Below are 24935 nucleotides of genomic sequence, written 5' to 3' on the forward strand. Positions count from 1 at the left end.
ATGGACACCTTGCGACCCAACGACCCCCGCACCGGGAACCCCGAGACCCCCGCCCCGTCCCGCACCGGGACGGGCGGGGACCCGGTCGCCATCGTCGGGATCTCCTGCCGGCTGCCGGGGGCGCCGAATCCCGAAGCGTTCTGGACGCTGCTGAGCGGCGGGGAGCGTGCGGTCGGCCAGGTGCCCCCCGGGCGCGAACCGGTCGGCGGGGACTGGGGGGCCTTCATCGAGGGCGCCGACCGGTTCGACGCCGCCTTCTTCGGGATCACCCCCCGGGAAGCGGCCGTGCTGGACCCGCAGCAGCGGCTCATGCTCGAACTCGCCTGGGAGGCGTTCGAGGACGCCCGGATCGTCGCCGCCGACCTCAGCGGCAGCGCCACGGGCGTGTTCGTGGGCGCCATGCGCGACGACTACGCCCAGCTCCTGGCCCGCGCCGGGCGCGACGCCGTCAACCACCACACGATGCCCGGCGTGAGCCGGGGCGTCATCGCCAACCGCGTCTCCCACCTCTTCGGCCTGCACGGCCCCAGCCTGGTCGTCGACACCGGCCAGGCGTCCTCCCTCGTCGCCGTGCACACCGCGATGGAGAGCCTGCGCCGGGGCGAGACCACCCTCGCCCTGGCCGGCGGCGTCAACCTCAATCTGGCCGCCGAGACCGGCGTCGCCGCCGAAGAGTTCGGCGGCCTCTCCCCGGACGGCCACAGCTACGCCTTCGACCACCGCGCCAACGGCTTCGTGCGCGGCGAGGGCGGCGTCGCCCTCGTCCTGCGACTGCTCCCGGACGCGATCGCCGCGGGCGACCGCATCCACGGCGTCCTGCTGGGCGGTGCCGTCAACAACGACGGCGCCACCGCCCAGCTGACCACCCCCAGCCGTCAGGCCCAGGCCGAGGTCCTGCGCCGCGCGTACGCCGCCGCCGGGGTCTCCCCGGCCCGCGCGCGCTACGTCGAACTCCACGGCACCGGCACCCCGGTGGGCGACCCGATCGAGGCCGCGGCCCTGGGCGACGTCCTGGGCAGCGCCCGCCCCGCCGGTGACCCGTTGCTCGTCGGCTCCGTCAAGACCAACCTGGGCCACCTGGAGGCCGCGGCGGGCGCCACGGGCCTCCTCAAGACCGTGCTGGCCCTGTCCCACCGGCAGATCCCCGCCAGCCTCGACTTCGAGGAGCCCAACCCGGACATCCCCCTGGACGCGCTCAACCTGCGCGTCACGGACCGCCCGACCGCCTGGCCCGAGGACGGCCACCCGCGCATCGCCGGCGTCAGCGCCTTCGGCATGGGCGGCACCAACTGCCACCTCGTCCTCAGCGAGGCCCCCACCGCCCCCGAACCCCCTCGCCCGGCCCCGGACGCCACCCCGTCGGTGGTTCCGTGGCTGCTGTCGGGGCGGAGTGCGGCCGCGTTGCGGGGGCAGGCGGAGGCGCTGGGCCCGGTGGCCGCTGACGCCGATCCGGTGTCGGTGGGGTGGTCGCTGGCCACGACCCGGGCGCGTTTCGAGCACCGTGCGGTGGTGCTGGGTGCGTACGGTTCCGGCCTCGCCGCCCTGGCCGCCGATGAGCCGTCGGCGGCCGTGGTGTCGGGGGTGTCCGGTTCGGTGGGGCGGTCGGTGTTCGTGTTCCCGGGGCAGGGGGCGCAGTGGGTCGCCATGGGTGCCCAACTCCTCGATGATTCGCCGGTGTTCGCGCGGGTCGTGGCTGAGTGTGAGGCTGCGATGGCGGGGCTGGTGGACTGGTCGGTCACCGATGTGCTGCGGGGCGGTCCGGACGCGCCGTCGCTGGAGCGGGTGGATGTGGTGCAGCCCGCGTCGTTCGTGGTGATGGTCGCGCTCGCGGAGGTCTGGCGGTCGTACGGGGTGACGCCTTCGGCTGTTGTCGGTCATTCGCAGGGGGAGATCGCTGCCGCGTATGTGGCGGGGGCGTTGTCGCTTGAGGACGCGCTGCGTGTGGTGTGCGTGCGGAGCCGGGCGATTGCCGGGCTGGCCAGTGGTAACGGGACGATGGCGTCCGTTGGTGCCGGGGTGGACCGGGTCGAGGAGATCCTGGAGGCGTGGGGCGATCGTGTGTCGGTCGCTGCCGTCAACGGGCCTTCCCAGGTGGTCATTTCGGGTGAGATCGAGGCTGTGGAAGAGGCCGTGGCCCGGTGTGTGGAGCTGGGGTTGCGGGCGCGTCGCATCGCGGTCGACTACGCCTCCCACTCGCCCGCCATGGATGTGCTGCATGACGAGCTGACGGCCAGTCTGGCCGGGATCACCCCGCAGGCCGGCACGATTCCGCTTCTGTCGACGGTGACGGGTGAGTTCACCGACGGCTCGGACATGACCACCGACTACTGGGTGACGAATCTCCGCTCCCGGGTCCGTTTTGCCGAGGCCATCGAGGAGCTGGCGAACGACGGCTACGGGGTCTTTGTCGAGGTCTCCTCCCACCCCGTCCTGTCGGCCGCCATAGAGGAGATCGCCGACGAGGCCGTGGTCACCGGCTCCCTGCGCCGCGACGACGGCGGCCTGGACCGGTTCCTGGCCGGTGTGGCCGAGCTGTGGGTCCACGGCGTGGACGTCGACTGGACGGCGGCGTTCCCGGAGACCCGTCCGGCGCTCGTGGATCTGCCGACGTACGCGTTCCAGCGCCGGCGCCACTGGTTCGACTCCGTGGCCCCGGAGACCGAGGACGGGGCGGCGGCGACCAGTGTCGTGGCCGGGCGTCTGGTAGCGGCCGAGGGTGAGGAGGAGCAGCGGCGGATTCTGCTGGAGCTGGTGCGTACGCACGCCGCCGCCGTGCTCGGGCACGCGGACGCCGCCGCGATCCCGGACGGGACACCGTTCAAGGACCTGGGCTTCGACTCGCAGTCGTCCGTCCTGCTGCGCAACCGGCTGCGCAAGGCGCTCGCCGTCGAGCTGCCCACCACGCTGCTCTTCGACCACCCCACTCCCCTCCGGCTGGCCGCGCACCTCCAGCGCGCCGCCGGGGCCGGGGCCGCTCCGCAGGTGCCGGAGGCGGCTGGCCGGGCCGCGTACGACGAGCCGATCGCGATCGTCGGCATGGGCTGCCGCTTCCCGGGCGGGGTCAGCTCCCCGGACGACCTGTGGGAGCTGGTGCGCTCCGGCACCGATGCCGTGGCGCCCTTCCCCACGGACCGGGGCTGGGACATCGCACGGCTGCTGGCCGACCCGGACGCCCCGGGCGGATCGGCGGTCGCCCAGGGCGGATTCCTCTACGACGCGGGCGACTTCGACGCCGACTTCTTCACGATCAGCCCCCGCGAGGCGCTGGCCATGGACCCGCAGCAGCGGCTGCTGCTGGAGACGGCCTGGGAGGCACTGGAGCGGGCGGGTATCGATCCGTCCGGACTCGGCGGCAGCCGTACGGGCGTCTTCGTCGGCGCGATGCAGCAGGAGTACGGGCCCCGCCTGGACGAGGCGGCCGACGGCCTTGAGGGCTATGCGCTGACCGGCACGACCGGTTCCACCGCCTCCGGCCGGATCTCCTACGTGCTGGGCTTGGAAGGGCCCGCGCTGACCGTCGACACCGCCTGCTCGGCGTCCCTGGTCGCGCTGCACCTGGCCGCGCAGTCCCTGCGCAACGGCGAATGCTCGCTGGCCCTGGCCGGTGCGGCCACCGTGATGTCCCGGCCCGGTATCTTCGTCGAGTTCAGCCGGCAGGGCGGGCTCGCGCCGGACGGGCGGTGCAAGGCGTTCTCGGACGAGGCCGACGGCACCGGCTGGGCCGAGGGCGTGGGCACCCTCGTCCTGGAACGGCTCTCCGACGCCCGTCGCAACGGCCACCGCGTCCTCGCCGTGGTCGAGGGCACCGCCGTCAACTCCGACGGTGCGTCCAACGGCCTCACCGCCCCCAACGGCCCTTCCCAGCAGCGCGTCATCCGGCAGGCCCTCGCCAATGCCGGGCTGCGCCCGGACCAGGTCGACGCCGTGGAGGCGCACGGCACCGGCACGGTGCTCGGCGACCCGATCGAGGCCGCCGCGCTGATCGAGGTGTACGGGCGCGGGCGCGCCGCCGAACGGCCGCTGTGGCTGGGCTCGTTGAAGTCCAACATCGGGCACGCGCAGGCCGCCGCCGGACTCGGCGGCGTCATGAAGATGGTCCTCGCCCTGCGCCACGGGCTGCTGCCCCGCACCCTGCACGCGGACACGCCGTCCTCGCACGTGGACTGGTCCGCCGGTGAGGTCCGGCTGCTGACCGACGCCGTGCCGTGGCCGGCCGAGGACCGGCCGCGCCGGGCCGGAGTCTCGGCCTTCGGCGTCGGCGGCACCAACGCCCATGTGATCCTCGCCGAACCCACCTCCGCCGCCGAGCCCGCCCGTGCCGACGTGCCGGAAACCCCGGCCGACGTGCCGGATGCCCTGGCCGACGTAGCGGAAGCCCCGGCCGACGCGCCGGAAGCGCTGTCCGCCGGGCTCGCTCTGCCCCACGTCCTCTCCGCCCCCACCTCCACCGCCCTGCGCGAGCAGGCCCGGCGGCTGCGCACCGTGCTGCGCGGCGAGGAGCCGGCCCGGCCCGCCGACATCGCGTACACGCTGGCCCATGGCCGGGCCCGGTTCCCGGAACGCGCCGTGGTGCTCGCGGACGGACCGGAGGAACTGGACCGGACCCTCGCCGTGCTCGCCGAGGACGGCGAGAGCGAGACGCTGGTACGCGGCCGGGCCGCAGGTGATGACCGGGTGGTGTTCGTCTTCCCCGGCCAGGGCGGCCAGTGGCAGGGCATGGCCACCGAACTGCTCGACACCTCGCCGGTGTTCGCCGCCCGCATCACCGCGTGCGCAGAAGCGCTGTCGGAGTTCGTGGACTGGTCGCTGCTCGACGTGCTGCGCGGCGCCGAAGGGGCTCCGCCGGGTGACCGGGTCGACGTGGTGCAGCCCGCCCTGTGGGCGACCATGGTGGCGCTGGCCGAGCTGTGGGAGTCCCGGGGCGTCCGCCCGGCAGCGGTCGTCGGGCACTCGCAGGGCGAGATCGCGGCGGCCTGCGTGGCCGGGGCGCTCACCCTGCGGGACGCCGCACGCGTCGTGGCGCTGCGCAGCCGCGCGCTGCTGGCGCTGGCCGGCACCGGCACCATGGCCTCCGTCTTCGAGTCCCCCGACCGGGTGGCCGCACTCGTGGAGCAGACCGGCGGCCGGGTCTCCGTCGCCGCCGTCAACGGCCCCCGTTCCGTCGTGGTCTCCGGCGAGACCGACGCGGTCGCCGGCCTCCTCGCCGAGTGCGCCCGCCAGGACATCCACGCCCGCGCCGTGCCCGTCGACTACGCCTCCCACTCCGCGCAGGTCGAGCCCATCGAGGCCGAACTGGCCCGGCTGCTGGCCCCCGTCGAACCCCGGCGGGCCCGGGTGCCGTTCCACTCCACGCTCACCCGCACCGTCCTGGACGGCACCGAACTCACCGGCGACTACTGGTACCGGAACCTGCGCGGCACCGTTCGCTTCGAAGAGACCGTACGGTCCCTCGCCGCGTCCGGGCACCGCATCTTCCTGGAGTCCAGCCCGCATCCGACGCTGACCATCGGCATCCAGCAGACGCTGGAGAGCGCCGGAGCCGACGACGGTACGGCCGTCGCCTCGCTGCGCCGGGGCGACGGCGGCGAGCGCCGGCTCCGCACCGCGCTCGCCCAGCTGCACGTCCACGGGGTGGAGCCGGACTGGGACGGGCTCCTCGCCGGCACCGGCGGACGCCGGACCGACCTGCCCACCTACCCGTTCGCCCGCCGACGCTACTGGTGGACGCCGCCCGCCAGCGCCCCGGCCCCCGCTGCCCCGCCGGCCCCGGACCGCCGCTACGACGTCGTCTGGCGGCCCCTGGCCGACGCCCCCGCCGCCCCCGTGGCCGGCACCTGGCTGCTCGTGGCCCCGGCCGCCCCGGCCGACGACCACGACCAGGCCGCCGACGCCCTCCGCGCGGCCGGTGCCGACGTCGTCCTGTGCCGACTGCCGGACGGCGAGCCCGACGCGGCGACCCTCGCCCGCGCGGCCGAGGGCGTGGACGTGACCGGGGTGCTGTCCCTGCTGGCCCTGGACGGCGCGGCGGAGGCCGCGTTGGGGGTGGCCGCGACCGTGGCTCCGGACAGCGCGTCGGGTGCGGGTCCGGGCGCTACGGACGCAGCCGCGTCAGGGGGCGCCCCGGCCGTCGCCCCGGGCGCCGCGCGGGGCGTCGCATCGGGCGTGGCCGCGACCGTGGCCCTGGTGCGTGCCCTGGACCGGGCCGGTGTCGCCGCCCCGCTGTGGTGCGCCACCCGGGGCGCCGTGGCCACCGGCCCCTCCGATCCCGCCCCCGATCCGGCGCCCGCCGCCGTCTGGGGTCTGGGACGCGCCGCCGCCGTCGAGCACCCGCGCACGTGGGGCGGTCTCGTCGATCTGCCGCCGCGCTGGGACGGCCGGGTCCGCGAGCGGCTGGCCGCCGTTCTGACCGGGCACGGCGACGAGGACCAGATCGCGATCCGGCCCGCCGCCGTGTTCGGCCGCCGGCTGGTGCGGGCGCTGCGCCCCGCCACCGGGCGGCGTACCTACACGCCCAGCGGCACCGTCCTGATCACCGGAGGCACCGGGGCCCTCGGCCGCCGGCTCGCCCGCCGCCTCGCCGAGGGCGGGGCCGCCCGTGTCGTCCTGCTCAGCCGGGGCGGCGGAGACCCCGAGGAGATGACCCGGCTCGCGGACGAACTCCGGGAAGTAGGCGCCGAGTTGATGGCGGCGACCGGTGACGTCACCGACCGCGCCACGCTGACCGCGCTGCTCGCCTCCCTCGGTGCGGACCACCCGCTGACCGCCGTCTTCCACGCGGCGGGCGTCTGCGAACTCGCCCCGCTCGCCGACCTCGCCCCCGAGGAACTGCCCGCCCTCATGGCCGCCAAGGCCGACGGGGCGCGCCTCCTGGACGAGCTGCTCGGGGACACCCCGCTCGACGCGTTCGTGCTGTTCTCCTCGATCTCCGCCACCTGGGGCGTCGCCGAGCACGCCGCGTACGGCGCCGCGAACGCCTGCCTGGACGCCCTGGCGGCCCGGCGGCGCGCCCGGGGGCTCACCGCCACGTCCGTCGCCTGGGGCCCCTGGAGCGGCGGCGGCATGATCGACGCGGACCGGGAGGCGGCGCTGGCCGCCACCGGACTGCCGCTGCTCGAACCGGACCCGGCGCTCGACGACCTGACGACCGTGCTCGACCACGACGAGACGGCCGTCGTCGTCGCGGACGTCGACTGGGAGCGCTTCGGCCCCGTCTTCACCGCGACCCGCCCGAGCCCTCTGTTCGGCGAACTGGTCGCCGCCCCGGCGGACCCGGCCCCCGCCGACGAACCCGGCACCCCCGCCTCCGCCCTGCGCGCCGAACTGGCCGGGCTCACCGAGGAGGCCCAGCGCGAACGGGTCCTGGACCTGGTGCGCCGGCACACCGCCCAGGTGCTCGGCCACAGCGCACCCAAGGACCTCGCCGCCGACCGGGCGTTCAAGGAACTCGGCTTCGACTCGCTCACCGCCGTCGGCCTGCGCGACCGGCTCGCCAAGGCGCTGGGCACCCGGCTGCCCACCACCCTCGTCTTCGACCACCCGACCCCCGCCCTGCTCGCCGAGCACCTGCGGCGCGAGGCGCTGGGCGTACGGCCCGCACCGGACGCCGGCATACCGGCCCGTGCCGCCGCCGACGAACCGCTCGCCATCGTCGGCATGTCCTGCCGGCTGCCCGGCGGCGTCGACGGCCCGGAGGCGCTGTGGCGCCTGCTCGTGGACGAGGGCGACGCCGTCGGCGGCCTCCCCGCCGACCGGGGCTGGGACATCGAGTCGCTGTACGACCCCGACCCCGACCGGCACGGCACCAGCTATGCCCGGGGCGGCGGATTCCTGCACCGGGCCGCCGAGTTCGACCACGAATTCTTCGGGATCTCCGCCCGCGAGGCGCTGGCCATGGACCCGCAGCAGCGGCTGCTCCTGGAGACCTCGTGGGAGGCGTTCGAGAACGCCGGACTGGTCCCCGCCGACCTCAAGGGCAGCGCCACCGGAGTGTTCGCCGGAATTCTGGCGAGCGACTACGGACGGCTGCACGGCATGCCCGGCGAACTGGAGGGCTACCACGTCACCGGCGGCGCGCCGAGCGTCGCCTCGGGCCGCCTCTCGTACACCTTCGGCTTCACCGGCCCCGCCGTCACCATCGACACCGCCTGTTCCTCCTCGCTGGTGGCGCTGCACATGGCGGCCGGTGCCCTGCGCTCCGGCGAATGCGCGCTCGCCGTGGTCGCGGGCGCGTCGGTGATGTCGACGCCCACCCCGATGATCAGCTTCAGCCGGCAGCGCGCCCTGTCCGCCGACGGCCGCTGCCGGTCCTTCGCGGAGGACGCCGACGGCTTCGGCATGGCCGAGGGCGTGGGCGTCCTGCTGGTGGAGCGGCTGTCCGACGCCCGGCGCCACGGCCACCGCGTCCTGGCCGTGGTGCGCGGCAGCGCCGTCAACCAGGACGGCGCGAGCAACGGCCTGACCGCCCCCAACGGCCCCTCCCAACAGCGCGTCATCCGCCAGGCGCTCGCGACCGCCGGGCTGACGGCCGCCGACGTGGACGCGGTCGAGGCGCACGGCACCGGCACCACGCTCGGCGACCCCATCGAGGCCCAGGCCCTGATCGCCACCTACGGCCAGGACCGGCCCGACGGGCGGCCGTTCTGGCTGGGCTCCGTCAAGTCCAACGTGGGCCACACCCAGGCCGCCGCCGGGGTCGTCGGCGTCATCAAGATGGTCCAGGCGCTGCGGCACGGGACCCTGCCGAAGACCCTGCACGCCGCCGAGCCCACCTCGCGCGTCGACTGGTCGGCCGGTGAGGTCCGGCTGCTGACCGACCCCGTGCCGTGGCCGGCCGGGGACCGGCCGCGCCGGGCCGGGGTCTCCGCCTTCGGCATCAGCGGCACCAACGCCCATGTGATCCTGGAGGAGGCCCCCGAACCGGCCGCCCCCACCCGGGCCCCCGCGGGGCAGCGGCCCGAAGGCGCCGTCCCCTGGCTGCTGTCCGCCCGCGAACCCGAGGCGCTGCGCGCGCTGGCCGCCGCCCTCGCCCCGCTCGCCGGCACGGCCGACCCCTACGACACCGCCCACGCCCTCGCCCTGACCCGCGCCCGGTTCGAGCACCGCGCCGTCGTCGTCGGGGAGCCCGGACCCGCCCTGGCCGCCCTGGCGACGGGCGACCCCGCCGCGCACCTCGTCTCCGGCACGGCCGGACCCGTCGGCCGCCCCGTGTTCGTCTTCCCCGGCCAAGGCGCCCAGTGGGCCGGCATGGCCGTCGAACTCGCCCGCTGGTCCCCGGTGTTCGCCGCACGCCTCGCCGCGTGCGAGACCGCCATGGCCCCGTACGTGGACTGGTCGCTGACCGAGGTGCTGGCCGGGGCGCCGGGCGCCCCCACCCTTGACGCGGTCGACGTCGTCCAGCCCGCCTCGTTCGCCGTCATGGTGTCCCTGGCCGCGCTGTGGCAGGCGTACGGCGTCGAGCCCGCCGCCGTCGTGGGCCACTCCCAGGGCGAGATCGCCGCCGCCTGCGTCGCCGGGGCCCTCACCCTGGAGGACGCCGCCCGCGTCGTCTGCGTCCGCAGCAAGGTGCTGACCAAGGTGACCGGACGCGGCGCCATGGCCATCGTCGCCCTGCCCCAGGACCGCATCGACGGCCTGCTCGCCCCGTACGGCGAACGGCTCTCCGTCGCCGCCGTCAACGGACCCTCCTCCGTCGTCCTCTCCGGCGACCGCGACGCCCTGGAGGACCTGGCCCTCGTCTGCAAGGAACGCGAGATACGCGTGCGGACGATCCCCGTCGACTACGCCTCGCACTGCGCCCACGTGGAACCCGTCCTGGACGAACTGGCCGACCTGCTCGCCCCCGTGACGCCGCTCTCGCCCCGCATCCCCTTCTACTCCACGGTCACCGGGGAGTGGATCGACACGGCGGCGCTCGACGCCGCCTACTGGTGCGCCAACCTGCGCCGCCCCGTCCGCTTCGCCGACGCGGTGGGCGCCCTCGCCGCCGAGGGCTACGGCGCCTGGATCGAGAGCAGCCCGCACCCGGTGCTGCTCGCCGCCGTGGAGGAGACCCTCGACGGCCGCGAGGACGCCTTCGCCGTGGGCTCCCTGCGCCGCGACGACGGGGGCGGCGACCGCTTCCTGCTCTCGCTGGCCGAGGCATGGGTGCGCGGGCTCCCCGTCGACTGGGAACGCGCGTTCACCGGCGCCCCCGGCACCGCCGTGGAGCTGCCCTCCTACCCCTTCCAGCGGCGCCGCCACTGGATCGAGGCCCCCGCCGACACCGCCGCCCAGCGCGAACGCGCGCTCGTCGACGGCTGGCGCTACCGCGTCACCTGGACCCCGGTCCCGGCCACCGGCGCCACCGCCCTGTTCGGTGACTGGCTCGTCGTCACCCCCGATGCCGCGGTGGACAGTTCGCTCGTGCGGGCCGTCCTCGACGGACTCGCCGCCCACGGTGCGACCGTCCACCCCGTCGGCGTACGGGAACTGACCGCCGGCACCGCCCGGCTCCCCGACCGGATCGACGGCGTGCTCTCCCTCGCCGCCCTCGACGACCGCCCCCGCCCCGACGCCCCGGCGCTCTCCACCGGACTGGCCGACACCCTCGGCTGCGTACGGGCCCTGGCGCCGGACGCGCCGCTCTGGCTGGCCACCCGGGGCGCCGTCGGCACCTCGGCCGACGACCCCGTCCGCCATCCGGTCCAGGCCCAGGTGTGGGGGCTCGGCGTGGTCCTCGGACTCGACGAACCCGACCGGCTCTGCGGGCTGGTCGACCTCCCGGACCGGCTCGACGCCGACGCCCTCGACCGGCTCGCCGAGGTGCTGTCCGAGACGACCGGGGAGACCGAGGTCGCCCTGCGCGGGCCCGCCGTCCTCGCCCGGCGCCTCGTCCAGGACCCGGCACCCGGCGCCGCGCCGTGGCGCCCGCGCGGCACCGTCCTGATCACCGGCGGCACCGGCGCCCTCGGTTCCCACGTGGCCCGCTGGGCCGCCCGCAACGGCGCCGCGCACCTGCTGCTGACCAGCCGCCGGGGCGCCGACGCCCCCGGAGCCGCCGCGCTGGCGGAGGAACTGACCGGGCTCGGCGCCCGGGTGACGATCACCGCCTGCGACGTCGGCGACGCGGACGAGGCCGCCGCCCTCCTGGCCTCCGTCGACCCGGCCGAACCGCTGACCGCCGTCGTCCACACGGCCGGGCTCACCCAGCCCGAGATCCCCGTCCGCGAGCAGTCCACCGACGCCCTCGCCCGGATCCTGCGCGGCAAGGCCGAGGGCGCCCGCCACCTGGACGCCCTGACCGCCGGACTGGACCTGGACGCCTTCGTGCTGTTCTCCTCCGGCGCCGGCACCTGGGGCGACGCGGGCAAGGCGGGCTACGCCGCCGCCAACGCCTACCTCGACGCCCTCGCCCAGCAGCGACGCGCCCGGGGCGAGACCGCCACGGCCATCGCCTGGGGCGCCTGGGACGGCGGCGGCATGGTCGAGGGCGAGGTCTCCGACCTCCTCACCCGGCGCGGCATGCGCCTGATGCGGCCCGAAGCGGCCGTACGGGCCCTGGCCCTCGCCGTCGGCAACGGCGACACCACCCTCGCCGTCGCCTCCATCGACCTGAGCCGCTTCCTGCCCCTCTACACCATGACGCGCGACCGCCGCCTGGTCGCCGCCCTCACCGAGGCCGCGGAGCGGGCGGAGGCGGCGACCGCGTCCGAACCCGGCGACACGGCCGGCGAGACCCGCCCCGACGCCTCCACGGCCCTCGCGGACCGGCTCGCCGGACTGAGCGCCGACGAGCGGGAGAGCACCCTGGTGGACCTCGTCCGCCGGGAGGCCGCCGCCGTCCTCAAGGCGGGACGCCCGGAGGAGATCCGCCCCCGCCGCGCCTTCAAGGAACTCGGCTTCGACTCCCTGACGGCCCTGGAGTTCCGCAACCGCCTCAACACGGCGACCGGCCTGAAACTGCCCGCGACCCTCGTCTTCGACCACCCCACCCCCGCCGCGCTCGCCCGCAGGCTGCGCGACGAACTGAGCGGCGGGAGCGACGACGTACTCGCCGGGCTGACCCGGCTGGAGGCGCGACTGTCGGCGCTTCCGGACGACGAATGGACCCGCCTGGACCTGGACGGCCGGCTGGCCGCCCTGCTGCGCCGGACCGTACCGGCGGCCGCACCGACCGACGCCCCGCACCAAGACCTTGCAGCGGCGACGAACGACGAGATCTTCGACCTGATCGACCGGGAGTTGGGCATCCGATGAGCAGTGGCGCGAACGAACAGCGGCTGCGGGACTATCTGAACCGCGTCACCGCGGACCTGCAGACGACGCGCAGAAGGGTGAGGGAGCTGGAGGACCAGCGGACCGAGCCCATCGCGATCGTGTCGATGGCCTGCCGCTTCCCCGGCGGCGCCGACACCCCCGAGGAGTTCTGGGACCTGATCGCGGCGGGCGCCGACCTCGTCGGCGAACTGCCCGCCGACCGGGGCTGGGACCTGGACGGGCTCTACCACCCCGACCCGGCCCACCCGGGCACCAGCTACACCCGCAACGGCGCGTTCCTGCCCGGCGCCGCCGCGTTCGACGCCGACTTCTTCGGCATCTCGCCGCGTGAGGCCCTGGCCATGGACCCCCAGCAGCGGCTGCTCCTGGAGACCTCCTGGGAGGCCGTCGAACGCGCCGGCCTCGACGCCGAGCGCCTGCGCGGCACGCGGGCGGGCGTCTTCGTCGGAGCGAGCCACCAGGGCTACGGGGAAGGCGTGCGCACCGCCCCCGAGGGCGTCGAGGGCCATCTGCTGACCGGCGGTTCGGGCGCCGTCCTGTCCGGGCGGATCGCCTACACCCTGGGGCTGGAGGGCCCCGCCGTCACCGTCGACACCATGTGCTCGTCCTCCCTGGTCGCCCTCCACCTCGCCGTGCAGGCACTCCGCAACGACGAATGCTCCCTGGCCCTCGCGGCCGGTGCCACCGTGATGGGCTCGACCCGCAACTTCACCGAGTTCAGCCGGCAGTCCGGGCTCGCCGTCGACGGCCGCGTCAAGGCGTTCTCCGACGACGCCGACGGCACCGGCTGGGGCGAGGGCATCGGCGTCCTGCTCCTGGAACGCCTCTCCGACGCCCGCCGCCACGGCCACCACGTCCTCGGCGTGGTGCGCGGCTCGGCGGTCAACCAGGACGGCGCGAGCAACGGCCTGACCGCCCCCAACGGCCCCTCCCAGCAGCGCGTCATCCGCCAGGCCCTGACCAACGCGGGCGTCGCCTCGTCCGAGGTGGACACCGTGGAGGCGCACGGCACCGGCACCTCCCTCGGCGACCCGATCGAGGCGCAGGCCCTCCTCGCCACATACGGTCTGGGCCGCCCCGACGACCGGCCGCTCCTCCTCGCCTCCGTGAAGTCCAACATCGGCCACACCCAGGCCGCGTCCGGTATCGCCGGGGTCATCAAGACGGTCCTCGCGATGCGGCACGGGCTGCTGCCCCGCACCCTGCACGCCGAGAACCCCTCCACGCACGTCGACTGGTCGTCCGGCGCCGTCGAACTGCTCACCGAGGAACGGCCCTGGCCGCGCGGCGAGCGGCCCCGCCGGGCCGGCGTCTCGTCGTTCGGCGCCAGCGGGACGAACGCCCACGTCATCCTTGAGGAAGCCCCGGACCGGGACGAGGCCGAGGCCGAGGCGGACACCACACCCGACGCTCCCCGGTCCGCGCTCCCCGTCGTCCCGTGGCCGGTCTCCGCCCGGACCGCGTCCGCCCTGCCCGCCCAGGCCGCACGGCTCGCCACCCCGGCCGCCGCCCTGGATCCGGCGGACCTGGGCCTCTCCCTGGCCACCACCCGCACGGCCCTCGACCACCGCGCCGTCGTCCTCGCCACGGACGCCGACGACCTGCGCACCCGCCTCGCCGCCCTCGCGGCCGGAGAACCCCTCCCCGGCACGGTGACGGCGACGGCCGGCGACGGCTTCACCGCCTTCGTCTTCTCCGGCCAGGGCGGGCAGCGGGTCGGCATGGGCCGCGAACTGGCAGACGCCTTCCCCGTGTTCGCGGTCGCTCTCGACGAGGCGTGTGCGCACTTCGAGGGGCTGCGCGAGGTGATGTTCGGGGACGCGGAGGCCCTGAAGAACACCGGCTGGGCGCAGCCCGCCCTGTTCGCCGTCGAAGTCGCCCTCTACCGGCTGGTCGAGTCCTGGGGCGTCCGCCCGGACTATCTCGTCGGCCACTCGGTGGGCGAACTGGCCGCCGCGCACGTCGCCGGGGTGCTGTCCCTCGCGGACGCGGCCCGGCTGGTCTCCGCCCGTGCGACGCTCATGCGGGCGCTGCCGTCGGGCGGTGCGATGTGGGCCGTGCGGGCCACGGCGGACGAGGTGACGCCGCTGCTGGTGGAGGGCGCCTCCCTGGCGGCGGTCAACGCGCCCGGCCAGGTCGTCGTCTCCGGCACGCGCGAGGCCGTCGAATCGGTAGCGGACCGGCTCACCGACCGCCAGGGCCATTGGCTGGAGGTCAGCCACGCGTTCCACTCGGCGCTGATGGACCCGATGCTGGCCGAGTTCCGGGCGGCGGCCGAGGAGCTGACGTACGAGACGCCCCGTATCCCGATCGTCTCGACGCTCACGGGCGAGGCGGTGACCGCGTTCACCGCCGCGTACTGGGCGGACCAGGTGCGTGGCACGGTCCGCTTCGCGGACGCCCTCACCCACCTCAAGGACCTGGGCGTCACCCGGCTCCTCGAACTCGGCCCGGACGCGAGCCTCGTGGGCGCGATCGACGAGACGTACGACGGCGACGCGCTCGCCGTCCCCACCCTGCACCGCACCCGCCCCGAGCCCACCACCGCCGTCACGGCCCTGGCCCGACTCTGGGCGGACGGCGCCGACGTCGACTGGGCGGCCTACTTCGCCCCCTCGGGCGCCCAGGTCGCCGACCTGCCCACGTACGCCTTCCAGCGCCGCCACTACTGGCTGGAGGACCGGAACGCACCGGCACGCCCCACCGCCGACCCGCTGGACACGTGGCGGTACGGCGTGGAGTGGGTGCCGGGGGAGGCGGTCGCGGTCGGCGGGCGGCTTTCGGGGCGTTGGCTGGTCGTGAGTTCCGCCGGTGCGCGGGGCGCTGACGCCGAGGCCGTGGTCGCGGGTCTGGGCGGGCGCGGTGCGGAGGTCGTGGAGCTGGTGCTTCCGGCCGACGCGGACCGTGAGCACATAGGCGGTGCGCTGGCCGAGCAGTCCGATGTTGCCGGTGTGGTGTCGTTGCTGGCCTTCGACGAGGAGGTCTGTGCGGAGCACCCCGCGCTGACGGTCGGCCTGGCACTGAATGTGCTGCTGACCCAGGCGCTCGCCGACCGGGACCAGCCGGTCTCGGTCTGGATGTGCACGCGCGGCGCGATCTCCGCCGTACGCGGTGACGAGGTCGGGCACCCGCTCCAGGGCAGCACCTGGGGCCTCGGGCTGGTCTTCGGGCTGGAGTTCCCGCAGTGGTGGGGCGGCCTGGTCGACCTTTCCGAGGCGGCGACCCCGGGGGACCTGGACCGCTTCCTGGACGTCGTGGCCTCCGACGGTGCGGAGGACCAGATCGCCGTTCGCGGTGGCGACGCCCTCGTACGCCGGCTGCGGCGGGAGCCGCAGGGCTCGGGGACGCGGGAGCCGTGGCGTACGAGCGGCACGGCGCTGATCACGGGCGGTACGGGAGGGCTCGGCGCGCACACGGCGCGGTGGCTGATCGAGGCCGGAGCGGAGCACCTGGTGCTGACCTCGCGGCGGGGCGCGGACGCGCCCGGGGTCGCCGCACTGGTCGAAGAACTCGGCGCCACCGGCACCAGGATCACCGTCGCCGCCTGCGACGTGTCCGACGAAGCGGCCCTGACCCGGCTCGTCGAACGGATCGAGGCGGACGGGCCGCCGATCCGCACGGTCGTGCACAGCGCGGGCGTCGGCGGGGCCGCCCCGCTCGCCGGCACGGACCTGGCGGAGTTCGAGGCCGGGGCGGACGTCAAGCTCGCCGGAACCGCCCACCTGGACCGGCTCTTCGACCGCACGGAGCTGGACGCGTTCGTCCTCTACTCCTCCGTGGCCGCCGTCTGGGGCGCAGGGGGACACGGCTCGTACGCGGCCGGGAACGCCTACCTCGAAGCCGTCACCCGCAACCGGCGCGCCCGGGGCCTCACCGGCACGACGATCGCCTGGGGCCTCTGGTCGGCGGACGACGGCACCGGCCTCGGCGGCACCGTCGACTCCGGAACCCTCAACTGGCACGGCCTCACCCCCATGGCCCCGCGGACCGCGATCGACGGGCTGCGGCAGGCGATGGCCGACGGCCGGCCCTTCCTCGCCATCGGAGACGTGGACTGGGACGCCTTCACCCCCGCCTACACCGCCGCCCGCCCCCGCCCGCTGATCGAGGGCGTCCCGGAGGCCCGCGCGGCCCTCGGCACCGGCCCGGACGACGCGGCCGATCCGCACGCCGCCGGGGCGGACACCCTGCGCGAGCGGCTGCGCCCGCTGCCGCAGGAGGAGCGCGAGCGCGCCCTGCGCGACCTCGTACGGTCCCACGCGGCCACGGTGCTCGGACACTCCTCCCCGGACGCCATCGACGAGGGACGCCCGCTGCGCGACCTCGGCTTCGACTCGCTCCTCGCGGTGGAGCTGCGCAACGCCCTGATCGCCGACACCGGGCTCAAGCTCGCCACCACGCTCGTCTTCGACCACCCGAACGTCACCCGGCTCGCGGAGCACCTGCACGCGACCCTCTTCGGTGAACAGCCCGGAGCCGAGCCCGCCCTCGCCCAGATCGCCACGCGGGGCGCGCACGGCGACGACGCCATCGCGATCATCGGCATGGGCTGCCGCTTCCCCGGCGGCATCGAGACCCCCGAGGCCCTGTGGCAGCTCGTCACGGACGGCGGCGAAGTCCTCGGCGGCTTTCCCGACAACCGGGGCTGGGACCTCGACCGCCTCTTCGACCCCGACCCGGACAACGAGGGGCACAGCTACGTCCGCACGGGCGGCTTCGTCCGCGAAGCGGGCGACTTCGACCCCGCCTTCTTCGGGATCTCGCCGCGCGAGGCGCTGGCCATGGACCCCCAGCAGCGGCTGCTCCTGGAGACGGCCTGGGAGGCCATCGAACACGGCCGGATCGACCCGCACAGCCTGCGCGGCAGCGAGTGCGGGGTGTTCATCGGCGCCGGGAACGGCGGCTACGGCACCGGGCTGCGCCGGCTGCCGGACGGCGTGGAGGGCCACCTCCTCACCGGCACGGCGACGAGCATCGCCTCCGGCCGGATCTCGTACACCCTGGGCCTCGAAGGCCCGGCGGTCACCGTCGACACCGGGTGCTCCTCGGCCCTCGTCGCCGTACGGCTCGCGGCCCAGGCCCTGCTGACCGGTGAGTGCACGATGGCCCTGGCCGGGGCGGCCTCCATCGGGTCCTCGCCGCTCGGCTTCATCGAGTTCAGCCGGCAGCGCGGGCTCGCGGAGGACGGCCGGTCCAAGGCGTTCTCCGAGGACGCGGACGGCATGGGCATCTCCGAGGGCGCGGGCGTCTTCGTCCTGGAACGCCTCTCCGACGCCCGCCGCAACGGCCACCAGGTCCTCGCCGTCGTCCGTGGTTCCGCCATGAACCAGGACGGCGCGAGCAACGGTCTGACCGCCCCCAACGGCCCCTCCCAGCAGCGCGTCATCCGCCAGGCGCTGGCCAACTCCGGCCTGACCGGCGCGGACATCGACGTCGTCGAGGCCCACGGTACGGGCACGAAGCTCGGTGACCCGATCGAGGCGCAGGCCCTCCTCGCCACCTATGGCCAGGACCGGCCCGAAGGCCGTCCGCTGTGGCTCGGCTCGGTCAAGTCCAACCTGGGCCACACCCAGGCCGCCGCCGGGGTCGCGGGCATCATGAAGATGATCCTCGCCATGCACCACGGTGAACTCCCGCGCACCCTGCACGTCGGCACCCCGTCCTCGCGCGTGGACTGGTCGGCCGGAGCGGTGGAGCTGCTGACCGAGGCGCGGGAGTGGCCGCGCGGCGAGCAGCCGAGGCGCGCGGGCGTCTCGGCGTTCGGCGTCAGCGGGACGAACGTCCACCTGATCCTGGAGGAGGCCCCCGACGCGGACGCCCCCGAGACACCGGCCCCGGCCCCGGCTCCGGCCGTGGTGCCGTGGGTCCTGTCCGGGCGCGGTGCATCCGCGCTGCGCGAACAGGCGGCCCTCCTCGGCGCCCCTGCCGTTCTGGACGCCGACCCGCTCGCCGTGGGCTGGTCCCTGGCGACCACCCGCGCCCGGTTCGAGCACCGGTCCGTGGTGCTCGGCTCGTACGGCTCCGCGCTGAACGCCCTGGCCTCGGGCGAGCCGTCGGCGGCCGTGGTGTCGGGCGTCACCGGCCCGGTGGGCCGGTCGGTGTTCGTGTTCCCGGGGCAGGGGGCGCAGTGGGTCGCCATGGGTGCCCAACTCCTCGATGATTCGCCGGTGTTCGCCGGTGTCGTGGCTGAGTGTGAGGCTGCGATGGTGGGGCTGGTGGACTGGTCCGTCACCGATGTGCTGCGGGGCGGTCCGGGCGCGCCGTCGCTGGAGCGGGTGGATGTGGTGCAGCCCGCGTCGTTCGTGGTGATGGTCGCGCTCGCGGCGGTGTGGCGGTCGTATGGGGTGACGCCTTCGGCTGTTGTCGGTCATTCGCAGGGGGAGATCGCTGCCGCGTATGTGGCGGGTGCGTTGTCGCTTGAGGACGCGCTGCGGATCGTGTGCGTGCGGAGTCGGGCGATTGCGGGTCTGGCCAGTGGGAACGGGACGATGGCGTCGGTCGGTGCCGGGGTGGACCGGGTTGACGAGATCCTGTCCGCCTGGGACGGCCGTGTGTCCGTTGCCGCCGTCAACGGGCCCTCGCAGGTGGTGATCTCCGGTGAGATCGAGGCTGTGGAAGAGGCCGTGGCCCGGTGTGTGGAGCTGGGGCTGCGGGCGCGCCGTATCGCGGTCGACTACGCCTCCCACTCGCCCGCCATGGATGTGCTGCATGACGAGCTGACGGCCAGTCTGGCCGGGATCACCCCGCAGGCCGGCACGATTCCGCTTCTGTCGACGGTGACGGGTGAGTTCACCGACGGCTCGGACATGACCACCGACTACTGGGTGACGAATCTCCGCTCCCAGGTCCGCTTCGCCCAGGCCATCGAAAAGCTGGCAGGTAAGGGCTACGGCGTCTTCGTCGAGGTCTCCTCCCACCCCGTCCTGTCGGCCGCCGTGCAGGAGATCGCTGAGGCCGCCGCCGAGCGGGCAGGGGTGGAGCCGGGGGTGGTCGCCGGGTCGCTGCGCCGCGACGACGGCGGGCTCGACCGTTTCCTGGCCGGTGTGGCCGAGCTGTGGGTGCGCGGCGTGGACGTGGACTGGACGGCGGCCTTCCCGGCTCCCCGGCCCGCGCCCGTCGCCCTGCCCACGTACCCCTTCCAGCGCCAGCACTACTGGCTGGAGGACGACTCCACCGTCCCGCTGAGCGAACCGAGCCCGGTCGACGCCGAGTTCTGGGCGGCCGTCGGCAGCGGAGACGCGACGGCCTTCGCCCAGGAACTGGGCATCGAGGAGCAGGCCCCGCTGAGCGCGATGCTCCCCGCTCTCCATGCCTGGCGGATGCGCCGCGCCGAGGCATCCACGCTGGACACCTGGCGGTACGGCGTGGAGTGGGTGCCGGGAGAGGCGGTCGCGGCCGGCGGGCGGCTTTCGGGGCGTTGGCTGGTGGTGAGTTCCGCCGGTGCGCGGGGCGCTGACGCCGAGGCCGTGGTCGCGGGTCTTGGCGCGCGGGGTGCGGAGGTGGCCGAGTTGGTGCTTCCCGTCGACGCGGACCGCGAACGGATCGGTGGCCTGCTGGCCGAGCAGCCCGGTGTCGTCGGTGTCGTGTCGTTGCTGGCCTTCGACGAGGAAATGAGTGCGGAGCACCCGGCGCTGACCGTCGGGCTGGCGCTGAATGTGCTGCTGACGCAGGCGCTGGCGGACTGGGATCAGCGGGTCGCGGTGTGGATGTGCACGCGCGGCGCGATCTCCGCCGTACGCGGTGATGCGGTCGGGCACCCGGTTCAGGGCAGTACCTGGGGTCTTGGTCTGGTGTTCGGGCTGGAGTTCCCGCAGTGGTGGGGCGGTCTGGTCGACCTGCCGGAGGTGACGACGCCGGAGGATCTGGACTGCTTCCTCGATGCCGTCGCCTCCGAGGGCGTGGAGGACCAGTTCGCCATCCGGAGCGGTGGCGCTCTCGTACGCCGGCTGCGGCGGGAGCCGTTGCGGGAGAAGGCGCGGGAGCCGTGGCGTACGAGCGGCACGGCGCTGATCACGGGCGGTACGGGAGGGCTCGGCGCGCACGCGGCGCGGTGGCTGATCGAGGCCGGGGCGGAGCACCTGGTGCTGACCTCGCGGCGGGGCGCGGACGCGCCCGGGGTCGCCGAACTGGTCGAAGAACTCGGCGCCACCGGCACCAGGATCACCGTCACGCAGTGCGATGTCTGCGACTACGACGACCTGACACGCATGGTCGAAGAAGTGGAGGCGGACGGGCCGCCGATCAGGACGGTCATCCACTGCGCGGGCGTCGGCCACCTCGCCGCGCTGACCGGCACGAACCTGGAGGAGTTCGCGGCCGGGGCGGAAGCCAAGCTCTCCGGTACCGCCAACCTCGACCGGCTCTTCGACCGGGACAGCCTCGACGCCTTCGTCCTGTACTCCTCCGTGGCCGCCCTCTGGGGCGCCGGGGAGCACGGCTCGTACTCGGCGGGCAACGCCTATCTCGACTCGGTCACCCGCAGCCGCCGCGCCCGGGGCCTCACCGGCACCACCATCGCCTGGGGCCTCTGGTCGGCGGACGACGGCGGCATGGCCAACAAGGTGGACCCGGGGTCGCTCAACTGGCGCGGTCTGGCGTTCATGAACCCGCAGACCGCGATGGCCGGACTGCGCCAGGCCATGGCCGACGACGAGGAGTTCCTGGCGATCGGGGAGGTGAACTGGGAGGCGTTCACCCCCGCGTTCACCGCCATGCGCGAACGCCCCCTGCTCGACGGCGTCCCGGAGGTCCGGGCCTACCTGGAGCGCAACGCCGCGCCCGCCGCCCGTGAGGAAGCGGCCGACGACAACGCGCTGCGCGAGCGGCTGCGCCCGCTGCCGCAGGAGGAGCGCGAGCGTGCCCTGCGCGATCTCGTACGGGCCCACGCGGCCACGGTCCTCGGGCACTCCTCGCCGGAGGCCATCGAGGAAGGCCGGCCGCTGCGCGAACTCGGCTTCGACTCCCTCCTCGCGGTGGCCTTGCGCAACGCCCTGGTCGCCGCCACCGGGCTCAAGCTCGCCGCCACGCTCGTCTTCGACTACCCGAACGTCACCCGGCTGGTGCGCCACCTCGACGAGGAACTGTTCGGCGGGGCCGAGCCCGAGCCCCGGGCCGTCGCCGCGGCCGTCCCCGGGGCGGACGGCGACGACGCCATCGCCATCGTCGGCATGAGCTGCCGGTTCCCCGGCGGGATCAACGCGCCGGAGGACCTGTGGCGGCTGGTCACCGCCGAGGACGAGGTCCTGAGCGCCTTCCCCGACAACCGTGGGTGGGACCTCGACCGGATCTTCAGCCCCGACCCCGACGAGGAGGGCCACACCTACGTCCGCTCGGGCGGGTTCGTCCAGGACGCGGGCGACTTCGACCCCGCCTTCTTCGGGATCTCGCCGCGCGAGGCGCTGGCCATGGACCCGCAGCAGCGGCTGCTGCTGGAGGTCTCCTGGGAGGCGATCGAGCACGGCCGGATCGATCCGCACAGCCTGCGCGGCACCGAGTGCGGGGTGTTCATCGGTGCCGGGAACGGCGGGTACGGAAGCGGCGTGCGGCACCTGCCCGAAGGCATGGAGGGCCACCTGCTGACCGGTACGGGTCCCAGCATCGCCTCCGGCCGGATCTCGTACACCCTCGGTCTCGAAGGCCCGGCCGTCACGCTCGACACCGGCTGCTCCTCCGCGCTCGTCGCCCTCGACCTCGCCGTCCAGGCCCTGCGGTCCGGCACCTGCTCGCTGGCCCTGGCCGGGGCGGCCTCCATCGCCTCGACCCCGGAGGGCTTCATCGGCTTCAGCCGGCAGCGCGGGCTCGCGGAGGACGGCCGGTCCAAGGCGTTCTCCGAGGACGCGGACGGCATGGGCCTCTCGGAGGGCGTCGGCCTCTTCGTGGTGGAGCGGCTGTCGGACGCCCGCCGCAACGGCCACCAGGTCCTCGCCGTGCTTCGCGGCTCGGCCATGAACCAGGACGGCGCGAGCAACGGTCTGACCGCCCCCAACGGCCCCTCCCAGCAGCGCGTCATCCGCCAGGCGCTGGCCAACTCCGGTCTGGTCTCCGCCGATGTGGACATCGTCGAGGCGCACGGTACGGGCACGAAGCTCGGTGACCCGATCGAGGCCCAGGCCCTCCTCGCCACCTATGGCAAGGACCGCCCCGCCGACCGCCCGCTCCGACTGGGCTCGGTCAAGTCCAACCTCGGGCACACCCAGCTCGCGGCCGGGGCGGCGGGCGTCATGAAGATGATCCTCGCCCTCCGGCACGGCGTGATGCCGAAGACCCTGCACCTGGGCACGCCGTCCTCCCGCGTCGACTGGGAGGCGGGAGCGATCGAACTCCTCGCCGAGGCCCGGCCATGGCCGCGCGGCGAGCAGCCCAGGCGCGCGGGCGTGTCGGCGTTCGGCATGAGCGGGACGAACGTCCACGTGATTTTGGAGGAAGCCCCCGACGAGGAGCTTCCCGCGACGTCGTACGACGAGTTCCCGCCCGTCGCCCCGTGGCTGCTCTCCGGCCGGGGCGCCGAGGCGCTGCGCGAGCAGGCGGCGGCGCTCGGCATCCTGGCGGAGGACAGCGACCCGGTGGCGGTGGGCTGGTCCCTGGCCACCACCCGGGCCCGGTTCGAACACCGCGCCGTGATCCTCGGTGCGTACGGCTCCGGCCTCGCGGCCCTCGCCGCGGGCGAGCCGGCCGATCAGGTGGTATCCGGGGTGTCCGGTCCGGTGGGCCGGTCGGTGTTCGTGTTCCCGGGGCAGGGGGCGCAGTGGGCCGCCATGGGGGCCCAACTGCTGGATGATTCGCCGGTGTTCGCGCGGGTCGTGGCTGATTGTGAGGCTGCGATGGCGGGGCTGGTGGACTGGTCGGTCACCGATGTGCTGCGGGGCGGTCCGGACGCGCCGTCGCTGGAGCGGGTGGATGTGGTGCAGCCTGCGTCGTTCGTGGTGATGGTCGCGCTCGCGGCGGTGTGGCGGTCGTACGGGGTGACGCCCTCGGCCGTTGTCGGGCATTCGCAGGGGGAGATCGCTGCCGCGTATGTGGCGGGGGCGTTGTCGCTTGAGGACGCGCTGCGTGTGGTGTGCGTGCGGAGCCGGGCGATTGCCGGGCTGGCCAGCGGTAACGGGACGATGGCGTCGGTCGGTGCCGGGGTGGACCGGGTCGAGGAGATCTTGTCCGCCTGGGACGGCCGGGTGTCGGTCGCTGCCGTCAACGGGCCTTCCCAGGTGGTCATTTCGGGTGAGATCGAGGCTGTGGAAGAGGCCGTGGCCCGGTGTGTGGAGCTGGGGTTGCGGGCGCGTCGCATCGCGGTCGACTACGCCTCCCACTCGCCCGCCATGGATGTGCTGCATGACGAGCTGACCGGCAGCCTGACCGGGATCACCCCGCAGGCCGGCACGATTCCGCTTCTGTCGACGGTGACGGGTGAGTTCACCGACGGCTCCGACATGACCACCGACTACTGGGTGACGAATCTCCGCTCCCGGGTCCGTTTTGCCGAGGCCATCGAGGAGCTGGCGAACGACGGCTACGGGGTCTTTGTCGAGGTCTCCTCCCACCCCGTCCTGTCGGCCGCCATAGAGGAGATCGCCGACGAGGCCGTCGTCACCGGCTCCCTGCGCCGCGACGACGGCGGCCTGGACCGGTTCCTGGCCGGTGTGGCCGAGCTGTGGGTCCACGGCGTGGACGTCGACTGGACGGCCGCGTTCCCCGAGACCCGTCCGGCGCTCGTGGATCTGCCGACGTACGCCTTCCAGCGCCGCCACTACTGGCTGGTGGACGACTCCACCGCCCCCGCCGACACGTCCGCGCCGCTCGACGCCGCGTTCTGGGCGGCGGTCGAGGGCGAGGACGCGGATGCGCTCGCCGCGACGCTGGGGGTCGAGGACGCCGCGCCGATCGAGACGCTGCTGCCCGCGCTCTCCGACTGGCGCCGCCGCAGGCGCCAGGAATCCGAAGTGGACTCCTGGCTCTACGACGTGCAGTGGCAGCCCCTTCCGCACGCTGCGGCCCCGCGTCTGGACGGGGAGCGGTGGCTGCTGCTCGTCCCGGACGGCGGGCACCGCTGGTCCGACCGGGCCGCCCAGGCGCTCGGCGCGTCGGGCGCCCGGGTGCGGGTGGCCGAGGTGACGGCCACCGACCGGGCGGAACTGGCCGCGCACCTGCGCGAAGCCGGGGCCGACAGCACCGGAGTGCTCTCCCTCCTCGCCTCCGGCCGGGAGACGGACCTCGAACGGACCGCGCTGCTCGTCCAGGCGCTGGGGGACGCGGGCCTCACCGCCCCGCTCTGGCTCGCCACCCAGGACGCCGTCTCCGTCGGCCCCTTCGACCGCACCGTCGACCCCGGCCAGGCCGGGCTGTGGGGGCTGGGACGGATCGCCGCCCTGGAGTACCCGCAGCGGTTCGGCGGTCTGGTGGACCTGCCGGACGCCCCCGACGCACAGGCCGCCGAACGGCTCGTCCGGGCGCTGACCGCACCTGACGGCGAGGACCAGCTCGCCGTACGGGCCGGTGGCACGTACGTACGCCGCCTGGTGCGCAAGCCGCTGGCCGCGCTGACCCCCGTACGGGACTGGCGGCCCGCCGGCACCGTGCTCGTCACCGGGGGCACCGGCGGCGTCGGGGCCGAGATCGCCGCGTGGCTCGCGGAGAACGGCGCCGAGCACCTGCTGCTGACCAGCCGGCGCGGCGACCGGGCCCCCGGC

2 protein-coding genes (1 of these 2 only partly in view) are annotated in these 24935 nt (G+C 74.9%); both read left to right on the plus strand.

Annotation, left to right across the window (positions count from 1 at the left end; all coding sequences use genetic code 11):
- Positions 1 to 12234 carry an SDR family NAD(P)-dependent oxidoreductase gene (locus tag ACWCXC_RS15965; RefSeq protein ID WP_450889249.1) on the plus strand — a complete coding sequence of 4078 codons (12234 nt, stop codon included), beginning with the start codon at positions 1 to 3 and terminating at the stop codon, positions 12232 to 12234.
- A protein-coding gene (locus tag ACWCXC_RS15970; protein ID WP_450889251.1) for a type I polyketide synthase crosses the window boundary here: on the plus strand, positions 12231 to 24935 show its 5' portion. The gene runs 6462 nt beyond the window's last position; the window shows 12705 of its 19167 coding nt (coding positions 1-12705); the start codon lies at positions 12231 to 12233; the stop codon falls past the right edge of the window. Before ACWCXC_RS15965 ends, ACWCXC_RS15970 begins: the two co-directional genes overlap by 4 nt.

The sequence above is a fragment of the Streptomyces sp. NPDC001515 genome, from assembly GCF_053597115.1.